Annotated in this window: 22 protein-coding genes; 16 read left to right on the forward strand and 6 right to left on the reverse strand. The window is 62.2% G+C overall.

Features of this window, described 5'->3' with window-relative positions; translation table 11 throughout:
- Positions 1-11: 11 nt before the first annotated feature.
- The 11 genes from NX1_RS16405 (at position 12) to NX1_RS36365 (ending at position 8,467) form a co-directional block, all read left to right on the forward strand.
- On the forward strand, positions 12-926 hold the full coding sequence (locus NX1_RS16405) for a phage tail family protein (protein ID WP_068059409.1): 915 nt from the start codon (positions 12-14) through the stop codon (positions 924-926).
- Positions 923-3,100 carry a Gp37-like protein gene (locus NX1_RS16410; protein ID WP_068059412.1) on the forward strand — a complete coding sequence of 726 codons (2,178 nt, stop codon included), beginning with the start codon at positions 923-925 and terminating at the stop codon, positions 3,098-3,100. The genes NX1_RS16405 and NX1_RS16410 overlap by 4 nt, the downstream gene beginning before the upstream one ends.
- Positions 3,101-3,116: 16 nt before the next feature.
- The gene (locus NX1_RS16415; RefSeq protein WP_068059414.1) at positions 3,117-3,794 is read left to right on the forward strand and encodes a phage gene 29 protein family protein; all 678 of its coding nucleotides are present in this window, start codon (positions 3,117-3,119) and stop codon (positions 3,792-3,794) included.
- Complete coding sequence (locus NX1_RS16420) at positions 3,794-4,855, forward strand: N-acetylmuramoyl-L-alanine amidase (RefSeq protein WP_068059417.1); 1,062 nt, start codon at positions 3,794-3,796, stop codon at positions 4,853-4,855. The genes NX1_RS16415 and NX1_RS16420 overlap by 1 nt, the downstream gene beginning before the upstream one ends.
- 41 nt (positions 4,856-4,896) lie before the next feature.
- Positions 4,897-5,238, forward strand: a complete 342-nt coding sequence (locus NX1_RS16425) for a phage holin (protein WP_084501483.1) — start codon at positions 4,897-4,899, stop codon at positions 5,236-5,238.
- The gene (locus NX1_RS36350) at positions 5,235-5,567 is read left to right on the forward strand and encodes a hypothetical protein (protein WP_157119805.1); all 333 of its coding nucleotides are present in this window, start codon (positions 5,235-5,237) and stop codon (positions 5,565-5,567) included. Before NX1_RS16425 ends, NX1_RS36350 begins: the two co-directional genes overlap by 4 nt.
- A gap of 23 nt (positions 5,568-5,590) precedes the next feature.
- The gene (locus NX1_RS37225; protein ID WP_157119806.1) at positions 5,591-6,499 is read left to right on the forward strand and encodes a hypothetical protein; all 909 of its coding nucleotides are present in this window, start codon (positions 5,591-5,593) and stop codon (positions 6,497-6,499) included.
- Positions 6,500-6,516: 17 nt separating this feature from the next.
- The gene (locus NX1_RS36360) at positions 6,517-6,831 is read left to right on the forward strand and encodes a hypothetical protein (protein WP_157119807.1); all 315 of its coding nucleotides are present in this window, start codon (positions 6,517-6,519) and stop codon (positions 6,829-6,831) included.
- Positions 6,828-7,136, forward strand: a complete 309-nt coding sequence (locus NX1_RS16435; RefSeq protein WP_068059423.1) for an LtfC-like domain-containing protein — start codon at positions 6,828-6,830, stop codon at positions 7,134-7,136. Before NX1_RS36360 ends, NX1_RS16435 begins: the two co-directional genes overlap by 4 nt.
- 72 nt (positions 7,137-7,208) lie before the next feature.
- On the forward strand, positions 7,209-7,562 hold the full coding sequence (locus NX1_RS16440; protein ID WP_068059426.1) for a phage tail fiber protein: 354 nt from the start codon (positions 7,209-7,211) through the stop codon (positions 7,560-7,562).
- A 152-nt stretch (positions 7,563-7,714) separates the two neighbouring features.
- Positions 7,715-8,467, forward strand: coding sequence for a hypothetical protein (locus NX1_RS36365; RefSeq protein ID WP_157119808.1), 753 nt, complete (start codon positions 7,715-7,717; stop codon positions 8,465-8,467).
- Between the two features lie 479 nt (positions 8,468-8,946).
- Here NX1_RS36365 and NX1_RS16455 read toward each other — a convergent pair whose 3' ends face one another.
- Positions 8,947-9,537: a DUF4352 domain-containing protein gene (locus NX1_RS16455; protein ID WP_245668527.1), complete on the reverse strand. Its 591-nt coding sequence runs from the start codon at positions 9,535-9,537 to the stop codon at positions 8,947-8,949.
- A 268-nt stretch (positions 9,538-9,805) separates the two neighbouring features.
- Between NX1_RS16455 and NX1_RS16460 the strand changes: the two genes are divergently transcribed.
- Positions 9,806-10,135: a hypothetical protein gene (locus tag NX1_RS16460; RefSeq protein WP_068059438.1), complete on the forward strand. Its 330-nt coding sequence runs from the start codon at positions 9,806-9,808 to the stop codon at positions 10,133-10,135.
- A gap of 1 nt (position 10,136) precedes the next feature.
- Here NX1_RS16460 and NX1_RS16465 read toward each other — a convergent pair whose 3' ends face one another.
- Genes NX1_RS16465 through NX1_RS16485 form a run of 5 tightly spaced genes read right to left on the reverse strand, consistent with a single transcriptional unit; the run spans position 10,137 to position 13,141 of the window.
- Positions 10,137-11,600 carry a hypothetical protein gene (locus NX1_RS16465; protein ID WP_068059441.1) on the reverse strand — a complete coding sequence of 488 codons (1,464 nt, stop codon included), beginning with the start codon at positions 11,598-11,600 and terminating at the stop codon, positions 10,137-10,139.
- A 25-nt stretch (positions 11,601-11,625) separates the two neighbouring features.
- Complete coding sequence (locus NX1_RS16470) at positions 11,626-12,180, reverse strand: hypothetical protein (protein ID WP_157119809.1); 555 nt, start codon at positions 12,178-12,180, stop codon at positions 11,626-11,628.
- A 45-nt stretch (positions 12,181-12,225) separates the two neighbouring features.
- Entirely contained in the window at positions 12,226-12,444 is a 219-nt protein-coding gene (locus tag NX1_RS16475) for a hypothetical protein (protein ID WP_068059446.1), read from the reverse strand.
- Positions 12,441-12,695 carry a hypothetical protein gene (locus NX1_RS16480; protein ID WP_068059450.1) on the reverse strand — a complete coding sequence of 85 codons (255 nt, stop codon included), beginning with the start codon at positions 12,693-12,695 and terminating at the stop codon, positions 12,441-12,443. Before NX1_RS16480 ends, NX1_RS16475 begins: the two co-directional genes overlap by 4 nt.
- The gene (locus NX1_RS16485) at positions 12,692-13,141 is read right to left on the reverse strand and encodes a hypothetical protein (protein ID WP_068059453.1); all 450 of its coding nucleotides are present in this window, start codon (positions 13,139-13,141) and stop codon (positions 12,692-12,694) included. The genes NX1_RS16480 and NX1_RS16485 overlap by 4 nt, the downstream gene beginning before the upstream one ends.
- 256 nt (positions 13,142-13,397) lie before the next feature.
- Between NX1_RS16485 and NX1_RS16490 the strand changes: the two genes are divergently transcribed.
- The 4 genes from NX1_RS16490 to NX1_RS36370 all read left to right on the forward strand — a co-directional run bounded on the left by NX1_RS16490 (position 13,398) and on the right by NX1_RS36370 (position 15,093).
- On the forward strand, positions 13,398-14,288 hold the full coding sequence (locus NX1_RS16490; RefSeq protein ID WP_068059582.1) for a helix-turn-helix domain-containing protein: 891 nt from the start codon (positions 13,398-13,400) through the stop codon (positions 14,286-14,288).
- Positions 14,278-14,484: a DUF397 domain-containing protein gene (locus NX1_RS35455; protein WP_084501484.1), complete on the forward strand. Its 207-nt coding sequence runs from the start codon at positions 14,278-14,280 to the stop codon at positions 14,482-14,484. Before NX1_RS16490 ends, NX1_RS35455 begins: the two co-directional genes overlap by 11 nt.
- Positions 14,485-14,500: 16 nt before the next feature.
- Positions 14,501-14,707, forward strand: a complete 207-nt coding sequence (locus NX1_RS16495) for a DUF397 domain-containing protein (RefSeq protein ID WP_068059455.1) — start codon at positions 14,501-14,503, stop codon at positions 14,705-14,707.
- A gap of 191 nt (positions 14,708-14,898) precedes the next feature.
- Positions 14,899-15,093: a helix-turn-helix transcriptional regulator gene (locus NX1_RS36370; RefSeq protein WP_068059458.1), complete on the forward strand. Its 195-nt coding sequence runs from the start codon at positions 14,899-14,901 to the stop codon at positions 15,091-15,093.
- Positions 15,094-15,104: the final 11 nt, after the last annotated feature.

The following is a 15,104-nucleotide window of genomic DNA, read 5'->3' on the forward strand; positions in this document are numbered from 1 at the left end:
GCTCCGCGAAAGTGGAGGTCTTCGGCAACGACGAACACTTCATTCTGAATGGTCCCGGCGTGTCCCCGAAACTCTTCCTCACCAAAGGTGGGGTCAAGGGAATCTACGATGCGCCGGTCACCACTTTCTACAAGAGTTCGGCGTTCCAAAAAGGCTCCACCTATCAGGGTAAGAAATATCAGCAACGGGACCTGACGTTCGGTGTGTCCATCAAGGGCGAAAACCCCGCCGACTGGCAGGACCTTGAAGACCGGTTCCGGTCCGCTTGGGTCTTCGACATCGACCCGTGGGACCCGGATGCCACGCTGACGAAACTGTCGATCACCACCCCGTCGTCGGGGACAAGAAGCCTGTACGTGGCGTTGACCGAGGCCCCTGCACCGGATATGGAGCAGGACGGGCACCTCCGGTCGGCGTCGATCATGCCGATTTCCGCGGTCGCACCGCAGCCATTCTGGTTCGAAGACAGGTGGGAGACGGAGCCATTCGACTACTTCGAGACCGGCTCGTCAGGCACTTCGGAAGGGTTCGTGACGATCGCGAACCCAACCCCGCTGCCGATGCATCTGGAATGGGTCGTCACCCGAGGCAAATGGACCCTCCCGGACTACTCGTGGACCGGTAAGAAGCATCAGCGGGTGCCAGGCGGCACGTGGGCAAACCGGAAAATCACGCTGCCGTTGCTGACGGACGTGAACGGCGGCGCACGAATCGTCGTCCGCCGCACCGAAGAACTCATGATCAGGGACTTCGCAGGAACCAACCTGATTGGCGCAATGAATGGCATCTACTTCATGCATACGATTGCGCCGTTCACGCCGGAAACGAATCTCCCGGTGAAAGTTGAAAACGCGCCGACCGGCGGTGCTCGCGTAGACGTGTATTGCAAGCGTCGCTGGCCGCATTGCTGGGGGGCTAGGGCATGACTGAACTTCTTGACCTGTCCCTTGAGGAACAGTGTCGCGAAATCTGGAAAGCGACCATTGCGCAAGAGGAAGCGGAGGCACGTGCTCGCCTCGAACCGCCGCTCATGCGTATCTGGACCGGTGATTTTAATTTAGCCGGTGTCCTGGAATCGGAATACACCGCCGAATTCACGTGGATCGACAACGACGTCGGCACCGGCCTCACCGAAATCCCGTTGCATGATCCGCTGGCCAAATGGATCTTCCAGGTCAGTGAGCGCGTCGACAACGGCGAGAAGCGCAACGTCTTCATCACCGTCGACAAAGACGGCGCCCGCTGGTCGGGACGCATCCATGACCACACGGTTGAAAAAAGAGAAGACGGCACCCGTGTATTGGTCGTGCGCTGGCTGCACGACATGGATATCCTGCGCTACTACCTCGTGTGGTGTAACCCATTCCTGCCCGACTTCGTGCAGTTTCCGCGCGTGTTTTTCGCGGCAGGACCGTCTATTTGGGCATTGAAAACCGCCCTGTTTCTGAACGTCATGCGGGAACAGGAAAACCTGTGGGAACTGCCCGACGACCCGATGGATTACGGCGCAGTCGGCATGTCCAACTGGTCAGTAGTGGTTAAACCAACCACCTTCGCCGAAGACATGCTTGCGGGCACCATCTGGTCCGTCCCCAACTCTCGGTTCAAGTACTGGATGGATATGAGCAAGGACATCCTTGAGGATGCCCAGTTGTCCATTCAAGTCCGCCGCTTCATCGAAACCGACGACGAACAACCGATCGCGGGCGAAACACTGCGCAACGGCTGCCTCGTCGTCGACATCGTCGACAAGAGCGGCTACTACACCGACACTTCCAACGGCGGCGACCCATTCCTTGGGCTCAGGCGCACGTTCGCGCAATTCGCGGAAGACTTCATCGATGAGGTCATCGAAGACGTCATCGACCCCGCTGTCCCGGACTCATACAAGATTCCTGGCCTGAAACTCACCGACAAGACCTGCCCCTATGTGGTCTTCCTGGAGGGCGACGACACCGGCATTGAGTCGTCCAAGTTTAACTTCACTTATTCGACCTCGATCCAAGTCGTAGCTGGAGGGCACTCGATGCCCTTCGTCAACGAATTGATCAGCGCCTGCGTCGCGGGTGACACAATTGTCCAGAGCCCCGATGGCGACGAACGAATCGACGTTCTCGCTGAACGAGGGACGCCATTCCGGGTGTGGTCTGTAACGCCCTACGGGCGACGCGTCGAGGCGGTCGCTTCACGCGCGTTCCTCAAAGGGCAAGCGGAACTCTTCGAGTACACACTTTCTGACGGAAAAAAGATCAAGGCCACTCAGCAGCATCGGTTCCTCTCTCGATCTGGGTGGGTTAGAGGATCCTGTATTTCCGTCGGAACGGAGATCGCCGTAATCCAAAATATGGATGGCGATGCCTTGGATATCGACGCGGTTGATGTCAGTGATTCTGATTACCGAGCCGTTCCTGAGACGCTCGACGTCGCATATCGAGAAGTTGTCAGCATTCAATCATTGGGTGTTGATGACTACTTCGATATGACGGTTCCGGGCTGGAAGAACTACTGTGCTGACGGAATCGTCAGTCACAATACGATTCAGACCCTAGGTGATCTCCTGGCCGCTGCCGTGTTTATCCCCCCAATCGGCGGAACCGTGGATGCGCTCCTCCAGCCGCTGTACTGGGACACCATCCTAGCCTGGATGCATTTCCGAAGTCCGGGACGAGTCGCCCACTCGGGATGGGCTCGACCATTCGAATCTATCGCATCTAACGGCGATCGGGCGTACACGCTCGAAGCGCTGCTGTCTTTGCGAAAAGAGTTCCATGAAACACGATCATGGTTTTCGCATGAGGTGATGATCCGCGACGGCGCACCCTGGTATATCGGCGACAACGGTCAAGGTCACTTCTTCATCGGCGACCGCATCGGCGCACAAGTGCTCGGTGACTTCGCCGCCCAATACGGCTTCGATGATTACAAAATCTACGTCGACCGTGTCCGTGAACTGACCCTCGCATGGGATCGCGGAAGCCTCCCCGAATGGAAATGCACCATCGGCGAGAAAGACAAGAACAAGGATCGCGGCCAACGAGCGTTGGGCCTGATCTCTGACCTCGGTGCCCTCGTGCAGCAGCTCGCGGTGCACGGCCGATAGCAGCAGGAGAATTAGCTTGCCTGACCAGGAACTGGATACGCTGCCGCGGCTGAAGGGCGGCGAGTTCCCCGAACAGCACAACACCAATCCCAACAATCCAGAGGAAGCCTTCATCTGGATGTTCGGTGGCCTGCCCGGAATGAAAGGGGCGCCGCTCCCGTTCCCGGTCGAATACCTGAAGCAGGTCAGCCGTCGACTGTGGGACTGCGGCGCGCGTCCAATGGGTTCGACTGTCCCGCCGGAGCAGAAGATCAAGTATCAGAAGCCGCGGCAGACGGATCCGCATTGGCTGACCTCACCCGGCGTGTGGGTGGACATCGACGCGCCGGACCGCTCGCAGTTCGACATCAAAGAGTTCGTCGGCTCGCTGCCGCAGGACGCGAAGCGGCAGCTGGCGGAAGCTCTCGGGTTTGACCCGGCCGCGGCCTTGCCCGCGGATGAACGGATCATCGCCGGATACGAGGCGCCGAAGCAGCAGCGGCACGGGCTGCCGTCACGTGACGGCGCGACGGTCAGCAATATGCCCGTCCGCGATCCGGGCTACAACCCGACGCAGCATCCTGTGGCAGCGGTCCTGGAATACCTCGAAACCGCCGACGACACAGAGCGTGACCGCGTCCTTTCAGTCGAGCGCTACCTGTCCAAGAAGCCGCGCAAGTCAATCCTTGATCGCTATCCGGAGGTGGGCGTCTGATGCCTGCACCCCAGTTCACCGAACTCAACCGCCTCGGTAACTCTCGCAGCAACCGGTGGGGGAGCCGCGTCACGAACTTCCTGCTGCACACGCAGGAGGGCGACGGCACCGCCGAGTCGCTGGCGAGCTATCTGAACAACCCGAACAACGGTGCCTCCTACCACTACACCGTGCGCGACGGCGTCGTGTGCGACGTCGTTGACACCGACTACGCCAGCTGGTCCGTCCTCGACGCCAACTCGTACACGATCAACCTGTGCTTCGCCGGATCCCGTGCGTCATGGTCGCGGGAGCAGTGGCTTGCCCGCGAACACGACATCCGGATCGCCGCCTGGCTCGCCGTCCAGGACGCACGCAAGTACAGCTTCGCACCGGTCGTCATCGCCCCGCCCTACTACCAGGGCGAAGGCATAAGCGACCACCGATATGTCACAGACGAACTCGGAATCGGCACACATACTGACGTCGGCCCCGGCTTCCCATGGGACCGGTTCGCCGCGTTCGTCAGCGAATATGCCGGTGGTGCAACGCTGGTGAACGAGATCGACGCGAAGGCGGAGGTGTCGCCGTGGCTCGGCGCCCGGCTGACTGCCGGCGAGAACGTGTGTCCCGACAACATCGGCCGCTGGGCGCACTTCGAACACGGCTACATCTACTGGTCGCCTTCGACTGGTGCACACCCGATCCCGGACGCCCTCTGGAGCAAGTTCGAAGCGCTCGGCTGGGAAGTCGGCCCGCTCGGCTACCCGACCACCGACCACACCGTGCTTACTGGGCCGGATGGACAACCGTGGGGCGACGTGCAGGGCTTCCAAGGCGGCGCCCTGTACCGGCGATACGGCCAACCGATCGCTCTCTGGGTGCATGGAGCGATCCGAGACCACTGGAACCGCTCAGGCTTTGAGAACGGCCCGTTCGGGTGGCCGACCTCGGACGAGCAGCCGTTCGACGGCGCTGCGTTCCAGGACTTCGAGCACGGCCGCATCTACTGGATGCCTAAGCCGACCCTCGGCCTGCTGAACGCAGGCGAGACGGACAAGCCCCTCGCCGACGCCGCCTAACTGTGCGTCACTCTATTTCGACTACCCAACGAGGTATCTCCATGTCTTTTGACACCCTTCGTGACCTCTCCGCTGATGTACGCGGTCGCCTCTACGCGCTGCTCGCACCGGTTCAGGTCCTTCTGGTCACCCTCGGCCTTCTGAACGACTCCAACGCCGCCCTCTGGGGTTCGGTCGTCGCCGCAGTGCTCGGCTTCAGCGTCGCCGGCGCGAATTCCACTGCGACCTGGCGGACTTGGCTGTACGGGATCCTTGGGGTCGCGCAGCCGGTCCTGATCGCCTACGGCGTCTTCTCCGACTCGCAGGCCAGTGCGGTCGCTGCGGTTGTGACTACTGCGCTCGGCTTGGGCGTGGCCGCGGCTAAGACTCCGTCGATCGGATGAGCGCCATTTGGACGGCCGTGATCGGGGCGTCCACTGGCTTGCTTGGTGTGATCGCGGGGTTCTTTGCCCCGCGGTCGCGCTCGCTGGATTCACAGCGTGCGGACTTCACTGCCGTCCTCGAACCGCTTCGGGATGAGTTGAAGGATCTTCGCGATCGTGTGAAAACCCTTGAGGCTCAGCATGTTGCGGACGTTGCGCAGCACTACCAGGACGTTCGCCGTATCGATGTGCTCGTCGACTACGTGAAGGACCTGTTGGCGTTCATCCAGTTGCACGTTCCGTCGCCGCCGCCTCCTCCGATCCCGCCCGAAATTTCAAACGATATTTGACCCGGTATTGGGGGTGATCGCCTGTGACCGCCCCCAATCAATCCAATCCTGATGGCGCGCTCAACGTAGGCGATTTTGCAGCCTTTCAGGCGATGACGGAAGAGGACGCGAAAACCGCCATGACAAGCGGGTCCGTCTCTTCCATAGACGGTGCGCGCAGCACTCACGACAACGAGGTCAAAGCGCCCATCACCTCGCACGCCGGGTCGATCGACAACCACGAAGTACGCATTGTGTCGCTGGAAGACGGCGGCACCATGACCGTCTACTCCGGAAACGCAACCTGGACCAATATTGGTGGCCGTATCGGCGTGGGTGTCATTTGCGGGGGCCAGGCCGGACAGAGCGGCGGCGGCAGCGAAGCCCAGAAGCTCGGCGGGAACCATGGCGGCTACAAGTACATGGAGTTCGATGCCGCCGACCTGCCGGCGACCGTGGCTATCACTGTTGGCGCTCCCGGAACTTCGGCAGGTCAGGCGGGCGGCATCTCGTCGTTCGGGTCGTATGTTGTGGGCGAGCATGGCGTTTCGCCTGCGATCCACACGAGCCGGGGCGCGATGGCATCGTCTTCTGGTCCTGGCGCTGGCGGAAACAATGCTGGCGATTTCGACCTCGCGGGGTTTTCCGGGGGTTCGTCCGCGCTGGGCTCCGCTGGCGCTGGCGGTGCGGCTGGCGGTGGCGGTGGTGGCACTGCTGGTCATGGCGGTGCTGGCGGTTCAGTGCCGACGGATTCGCTGACTCCGTGCGGCGGTGGGGGAGGCGGCGCAGGCGGCGGTAACCGCGGCCTGATCTCCACGGCCGGCAACGGCGGCGCTGGCGGTGCTCCGGGTGGAGGCGGCGGCGCTGGCGGCAACTGTGAACTCGGTGCCGCGGGGACTTTCGGCGCTGGTGGCGCTGGGCGCGTATTCGTCATCCAATCAGCAGGAGCATGACCTTGAGGAATGCCACAGTGCATATCCCGCTCGTCGAGGGCATCTACCCCGGACGGACGCGAGTGTACAAACTCGACCCGCCGCTCCCGGATCCCGATAACGGCAACGCACACGAGTACGTGGCTGTTGTTGTTCAACCGGGTAGGCGTAACCATCAACTACCGGAAACCTTGGTTTTCGCTGCGAACCCGATCAATGGCGGACCGAAAGGTCCATCGATGAAGCGGCTTCCAGGTTCCGGCATTCTCTATTTCTGGCCCGACGATCCCGATGACGGCTGGCGGTGGGCGCTCATGCAACTCGGCGTGACACAGATCGAGGGTGCAGCGTGACCATCGGAAACGAACCTCTCATCGACACGCTCGTCCTTGTCAAGGGTCAGGATTTCATTCACGAAATCCTCATGCCCGCAGGGGAATCGGTCCCTCCGAGTACGACTTGTGAACTCATCATCAGCGATCTGACAGGCGCCGTGCTCGCTGATTGGGACGCCTCCGTCGCGTCGACCTCGATCAGCTGGAATGTGTCGTCCACTGTCGCGGACACCATCAACCTGCCCGCGACCTTCCGCATCTACGTCCACTACAGCGACGGCAAAGACTTCTGCTGGTACGCCGGGCAAGTCGTCCGGGAGTGATCTCCCCCTCCCCAGTCTTCTTTTCCTTTTAGCCGGTATCCCGTTGGGTGCCAGCGTATTTGAGGTGCACTCATGGCAATCGCCGTCGCAACAACCAGGCAAGTCCTCGCCGACGCCTACAAAACTCTCGCAGGCTCATCGAGCGTCTACGTAAGCCTGCACACCGCCGACCCGAGTACGACCGGCGCCAACGAGGCCACAGGTGGCGGCTACGCCCGCGTCCAGGGCACATGGAGTTCTGGCAGCGGTGGCGCACTGTCCATGGCTGAGTTGACGTTTACGGCTCCCGCGGGAACGTACACGCACGTGGGCCTGTGGTCGGCGTCCAGCTCGGGCACCTTCTATGACAAGGCGGCTCTCAGCCCCAACATCACCCTTGGTAGCGCGGGCACGATCAAGGTCACTCCCTCCTTCGCCCTGAGCTGATGGCATCTCTGCCGACGTCGTCGCGGTGGCAGGCTAGCCTGCCTGGGGCGCCGGCATCGTCAGCGTCTCTTCCGAGCGGTTCTCGTACCCGCCTGCCCGCAATACGCTGGTACGAGCCGCCGCCGATCATCCCCTTCACCGGGACTGGCACCTTGTCCGCGATCGCGGTTGCGCATGCGACAGCCCAGTTCACCGCTGTCGGTGACCTTTCCGCCATCGGCGCCCCTGCTGTGACGGCTGGGTTCTCCGGTGTTGGCGAATTCTCGGTGCCAATGAACGAGGGCGACGCCCTGTTCGAAGCCGTTGGTGCGCTCGCTGTCTCTGCCACACCTTCATGCACGGCGACCTTCTCCGGCACCGGCATTCTCTCTGCGCTCGGTGTCCCTGCTGCCACTGCGGCTCTCTCTGGGGCTGGAACACTGTCGGCGACTGGCTATCCGACTGCGACGGTAGCTTTCTCGGGTGCTGGCACGCTGTCGGCGACCGCGGTGACGTTCTCTCCCAGCGGTATGACGAAGAACGGCACGCAGACGTGGGCGGTTAACTCCACCTGGACGACGATCACGTCCTGGACGGCGAACACGGGCACCTACCCAGGCAGTTCGGTGGATGGCTCGCATCGTCTTGTCGTGCAGGGCAGCAAGTCCAATGCCACTGTTGCCGCGCAAGTCCCATTTACGGGATCGTTTGGCGGCACGCATCAGATCCGCGTGGTCGATCAGAACGGCACAGTGATCGGGTCGGCGGGCTCGGGTGTCAGCGGCAACTCCGGTACCTGCACTGTGACGGTGAACAATGTCAACCTCGCAAGCATCACTGCTATCGGAGTCCAGATGTTCTGTGACGGTGCGTCGTCGACGGGCACTGTGACGTCGGGCGCTACGTCCTTCTTGACCATCACGTAACGAAGCTGGACGGCCCCTGAACCTTGGTGGTTCAGGGGCCGTTTTCGTCGTGTCGAGGGTGCGAGCGGTTTGCTACGTGACGTTCCAGCAAACACACGATAGGATTCGCACATGTGTTCGAGATTATGGTTTGAGGTGAGGGGGCAAGGGGTAGTGGTCCGGGACTATGACGAATTCATCTGCGCGCACGTCACTGCTGACGCCTCCGATCTCCTCGATGCACTCGGTATCGCAACCCGCAGTCCCGCAGGGGAAGTCGCCGTATGGATCGATCCTGGTTGGCAGTGGTGGCGCGAAGTCGGGCACGTCAGCGTCACCGGCAACCGGATCCAAATCTGGCCGCACCGCGGCATCACCGGCACCGACATGGACGTCCTGCGCGGCGCGGCCTGCGACGCATTCCGTATCCCGCCCTCATCAGCCGCTCAATGGTTGCGGCGAGGGCGCGGATGGGAATGCTCGATCTCTGTCCCCGCTGACTAGCGGAGCGCGACCTTCACGCCGCCGGAGAACATCGAGTCATGGAACTCGGCCGCGGCAGGAACCGTCCCCGGCGGGATATCGAACGCGATTGCCGCCGACACCGTGAATCCAGGGTTCAACGTTCCATCGATGTCGTCGTTCAACGCCTGTCCGGCTTCCCAATTCGCCTCGAACTCGCGGCCCTGGTCGTCGATGAGCTTCTGGTTGTCGCCGAAGAATCCGCGGGGCTCGTTGCCAACGTTGGTGATGTTCACGTGGACGACGATGAACTGGCCTCGCGCGGTCGCTTCCCAGAAACTGCCGGCGCCAATCTTCGTGACGGGCGCATCGATGGCGGTGACCTGGAATTCGAACTTGCCATCCCGGACGGCCGTGCCAGCGGGCGCGTACTTGCTACTCGGTGGCGCGGGTGTCGCGGGGGCAGGGGACTGGGCTCCAGGGGCGGGCGCGGCGAGCGGTGCGGCCGACGTCGAATGGCGAGGGGTCGTGGGGTCGTCGCTGTTGCTGCTGCTCATGGCGACGATGCCGAAGCATCCGCCACACAGAAGGATTGGTGCCAAGACCACGCCCAGGATGATCCACAGCACCGGGGATTGCTTCTTCTGTGGCGGTGGCGGGTATCCCGGCTGGCGGGGCGGCCCGTAGTAGGGCTGCTGCGGTCCGGCTGGCCCGAGCGGTGGCGGTGGCGGCTGGTAGGTCAAGGGTTCCCCCTGGGGTGAGTGGCCGTGTCGCAGTGTCGATCTGCGCTATTGTGTGGGCTGTTACACGTTTAGAGGGAGAGCGTATCGGGCACGGCTTCTGACGGGGAAGACTGCTGCACTGTTGCCGGGCTGTGAGCTTGGCTATCATTCGAACATGAGTGCGAACGAGGAAACGGAGCGGGTCGAGGGGTGGGGGCCTGCCGTCACAAACGAGATTTGGGGTCACCGCGAGCCCGCGAAACGTGTGTGGGTCCGCCTCGACGCCGTCATGCTCCGCAACCCAGGCATCCCCATCCGTCAGAACGCGGCCGGCATCGACATGACCGGCGAAGTGCCCGGCATCCTCTTCTACTGGATTCCAACGGGCCGCGGCGACTGGATGGGGATGGTGGATTACGACGTCCAGTACTTGGACGGCCGGACACTGCGCTTACGGCAACAGCTCCTGCCGTCCTATACCGTGCGGGAGCGGATCGAAGAGTAGGTCACGACGGCCCGCGTTCGATCCCGCGTTGCCGGTCACGCTCCCGTTGCTCACGGGCCGCTCGCTCGGCAGCCATCCGTGAGCGATGATCCGGATCCGCGTCGCGCTCTACTCGCCGCGCTTCCTCACCGGGCAGGAGATGGTTCAGTCCGAGCACGCGGGCAACCATCGGGTCCATGCCGCGCTCGATGGCGTCTCTCTCCAGCGCTTGGTGCTGCGCGCGTGCCTCTCGCGCCTCCTGCTCCCGCTTCGCAATTTCACCGAGGCCATCGATCCGCGAAACCATCTCTTTGTCACGTTGATCGGTGATGAGCTTCATCCCGAGCAGCCATTCCTCACGGCTCTGAAGCGGGCTGTCCCGTGGCGGATCTGGCAAGCCCCGTGACAACTCCTCGAACATCTTGCGCTCCATCTTCTGGACCGCGGCGTAAGTATTGCCCAACGCAACGTGCTGTTGGCGTACCTGCTCGATGTCGAGGGCTCTGCCCTGCTCGCGTGCCTGCGCGATCTCCCGATGTGCTTCGCGGGCTGCTTTGTCCAGGCTTTCGCGTTCCCGGTCGAACAGTTCATGCCCGATGTTGTCGATTGGCCTGGACGTTTCGGCGTGCGCGTCCAGCGCCCGAAGCTCCAGCCACTTCTCGACCTCGCGGTTCTCGTGGAACCGCAGCCCCAGCGCTTGGCGCCGTTCGTCTGCTTTGTCCAGTGCTACGCGCAGCTCCGCCCGGTCGAGGTCGCGCAACGTGTGGTAGACGAACCGCATCTGCTCGATACCGACTTCGCGCCCCTGCTCCTTGGCTTTCGTGATCTCAGTGAGGTAGTCGCGAGCGATGTCGCCGATGCCGCGTCCTGGCGCTTCCTTCTCCTGCGCCGCGGGGAGCCGGGAAAGATTGTCGCGAAGTTGCTGCCGCTGCTCTTTCTGCACCACACGCGTGCCAGCCTCCAAGACGCGTTGAAACACGCGCTCGTTCATTTTCATGACGCGGAACAGTTGCGGGTACTGCTGGGACAACCGCGCGATCTCCTCGCGCGCTTCCTTACTGAAGGTGCCCTCTCTGGCTTCGCGGGTGATCAGGATGACTCGCTCACCTTTGGTGAGCTTGTCGGCATAGCCACGTAATTGGGCCATGTCGCGTTCGCCCTTGATGGCACCTGCTTTGATCTCGATGTTCGCGGCGATACCGTCAGGTGTCTTCGCCTGCTCCAGGTGTCGGTCGACGACGATCTTCTCCCCGGTGTCGGCCCTGTGCGGCACCTCGGGCGTCCATCCGGCTTCCCTCAGCCCTAGAACGATGTCGAGGCCGCGCGCGACCGTGTAGCCGTAGATGCCATTCGTCCGCCAGACCGCGTTCGCGTCCTTCCAGCGGTCGACCCCTTTCGGGATCTCGCCCTTCGCGATCTTGCCTGGTCCGTAGTTCTCAAGGTACTGATGCCGCTCCGCGGGCGACAGATCGTCGGGATGCCCCACTGTGTCCTGCTATGTTCATGCCCCGTCACCTTCCGGTGCGAAGCGAATCCATCTGTTCCTCTATGGACGGCTTGTTGTCGGCCACCCATTTCTTGTAATCGCGGTCGGAGTTGCCGAAGACCCACGCAAGCATGTTCTCGTCGGGGAGCGGGAATCGCTTGCTGCCCTTGGCGAACGCCAACCCGAGCTGGTCGCCTACGTCCATATACAGCAGTCGATACGGCTCCCGAATCATCGGGTACAGACCACCGGCATCGTCGGGGGCATTGACCCAATTCGCCTTAAAGCAACGGCAATACACCTGGCCGATGTACCGGATGAAGCGGTCGGCGACCGCAGCGTTCGCGGGGTCCTGGGCGCCATGCAGGTCGCCGAAGATGGCGCGAGCCGCCTCACTGGCCAGGCGCAGGCCCTCGGCGGACCACGGCTTGTCTAGTGCGCCGACCGCAGGCGCATCCTCGGTCAGGAAGATGGATAGCGCATGGTCCATCTCCGCCAACCATTCCTGGAATTCGGGCACGTGCTGTTCCTTCTCAAATCGACGCCGTTGCGCGGGTGCGAGCTGGTGAACACTTCCCATGACCTGCTCCTCTCGGTTGCTGCGGTCTAGCGGAAGTGTCCCAGATCACGGGCCTAGGTACAGCGCTTCACACGGCAACCTGCGCAATCCGGTGGCATCGCCGGGGATGAGGATGACGCTGTTGAGGTAGCGGCGCATCTGGTCGTCATGCATGAGTCGCAATGCTGCTGCGGCCTGTGCGGCGTAGTGGAGGATCACGCCCTGTAGGTCGACTTGTATGTGCACATCGTCCCCGTCGCTGGAGTCGTCGTCGGCGCGTGTCACGGCTGATCATCACCGTAGAAGCTGGGCGTGCGGATTTTCGGCACCGGCGCCCGGAGGTTGTCGAAGTCGTGGCGGATCTTTTCCCAGAGGTTGCGGGGAAGTTCCTCGCAGCACTCGCCGAGTGAGAGGTGGGGCACTGGTGTGACGTTGCCGTCTATGTCGTGCCACCGAAGCACACGAATGACACCGTCCTGTACGTACCAGTGGGCGGACTGCTCGCCGCAATGGGTGACTTGCTCCCCGAAATTCACCTCCGTTCCTCCTCTACGCAGTAGACGAGGGCATCAAGCACTGATGCCATCGTTGGGCGGAAGAGATCTCGGACTGGCGTCTGCCACCTGCGGGATTCCTCGCCTGGTGCGGGCAGGTACAGCGGTGTGCCTGGTTCGATGAGCACCGATCCGGATCTGCGGATCACGGTGGCGGTGCGGTCGGAGTGGTCGGAGTGGTCGTAGCTGCCGGTGAGGAATGTCATTCGGTGGAAGGGGTGCCAGATGGTCGGGCCTTTCAGCCCGAACTCGGCGAGCTTGTCTTTGATTCGGGCACCCCAGTAGTCGGGGACTGTGAGTGCTCGGATGGTGCCGCCGATGGTGACGGCGATTCGGTTGCTGTTGTCGACGTGGCAGGGTAGGCCGCCGACGGTTCGGAGGTAGTGGCATGCGCCGACGATGTCGGCGGGTATTGCTGGCGCGGTCATGGTGGCCCCTGGACACTTCTCGCGTTGGTGTGGGTGCCCGGCCCCTGACTCCCGTTGTCGCGGCGGGACTCTGGGAGTGAGGGGAACGGGAGGAATCTCCCTTCCGGACACATAGCAAGCACACACCATTCGGCGGGCGTCCGACGTGCCATCGTGGGATCCCAAAATGATTCGCCCAAAAGTGCTGCGCGAGTGCCATACTGGGCGTGAGACTTTTCCCAGAATGGGATAGCGTGACCAGTCAGGATGGGACGTGATGTCAAGCAACGCCGATAGCACGCTGCCGCGGCGGCAGTTGGGCCGCTACTTACGTGAGGGACGTGACAGCGTAGGCATGACTTTGGAAGATGCCGCCAGGCTGATGCAGTGGGGTAAAAGCACCCTGCAACGCCTGGAACGTGGTCAGTCCGACCGTGTTCGAGACGTAGACGTCAAGGAGCTATGTCGAATCTACGGAATGGAGCCGGAGCAAGAGGCCGCGATGATCGGTCTGGCTCGTCAGGCTGCGGTGAAGTCGTGGTGGCACGAGTTCGGCGACATCATTCCTGCCAACTTCAGCGTCTACGTCGGGCTCGAAGCCTCCGCTGAGACGCTCACGTCCTACCAACCGGACCTTGTCCCGGGGTTGTTGCAGACCGCCGACTATGCGCGCGTGCTGGCACGCGCTGCGAATCCCGATGACTCCGAAGCGGAGCTGGACAGTCGTGTCCGGCTGAAGGTGCAGCGGCAGTCGTTGTTGACCAGGAAAACCAGGCCGGTTCACATGGAAGTGATCCTCTCCGAGGGAGTCTTGCGCCGCAAGATCGGCACACGCAAGACAATGACGACTCAGCTTCGCCACCTCGCGGACGAGGGCACACGGCCGAACATCAGTCTGCGGGTCCTTCCCTTCGAAGCGGGGATGCCCACAGGCGACCAGATCGGTCCGTTCGTCATCATGGACTTCGGGCTCGACGGTCGCGGTAAATCAGTTGAACCGACCATCGTGTATGCCGAGAATTACACCGGCGACATGTACTCGGAGAAGGCCAGTACCGTTCTGCGGTACACGCAGGCATACCAGGCGATCCAGCACCTATCACTGGACGAAGTCGCATCCAGAAGCCTGCTACGAGATATAGCAAGGGAGTACGAGCGTGAACGTTGACCTGTCCGGAGCCCGCTGGTTCAAGAGCAGTCGCAGCGGCGGCAGTAAGGAGTGCGTTGAGGTCGCATTCCTCGATGGGGGGCAGGTCGGGGTTCGCGACAGCAAGAACCCCGACGGCCCGAAGCTGGTCTTCACTGCTGGCGAGTGGGATGCTTTCACCGCAGGAGTTAACGCAGGTGAGTTTGACCGTCCTTAACGAAGGAGTATGCCGCATGAGCATGGATCTTTCCGGCGCTAAGTGGTTCAAGGCCAGCTACAGCCAGTCGGGTGGCGATTGCGTCGAAGCTGCCCACTTGGACGATGGTTCGGTCGCGATTCGGGACAGCAAGAACCCGACCGGTCCCGCGCTCGTGTACACCCCGCGTGAGTGGGACGCGTTCCTGGCGGGTGTGCGCGACGGCGAGTTCGACCGACCGTAGCGCCGCCTGACGACGTCTGAAGCCGCCCCAGCCTCATTGGCTGGGGCGGCTTTCTTATGCCCGCAGCAGCCTTGCGGCACCCGCCATAATTTGCATAGCATGAATGAAAACTCATTCAATGCATACGAACGGCTAACCTTTGGCGAACCATCCGGGTCTCGACACGAGCTACGCCGGTCAGGAGGCTCCCCATGTCCAGTGAAACGAAATGGCTCACCCGCCAAGAGGTCGCCGAACTCACCGGCTACACAACCAAGACCCTGAGCAACTGGCATCACCTTCGCAAGGGGCCGCGCTGCTTCAAGGTCAACGGCGGTCGGTACCGATATCGCGCTGATGAGGTTCGTGCCTGGCAGGTCAAACACCAGCAGGCGACGGCGGCGTGACCGAAGACCAC

Origin of the sequence: Nocardia xishanensis NBRC 101358 (genome assembly GCF_001613365.1) — a bacterium.
In the GTDB taxonomy this organism is placed as follows: Bacteria; Actinomycetota; Actinomycetes; order Mycobacteriales; family Mycobacteriaceae; genus Nocardia; species Nocardia xishanensis.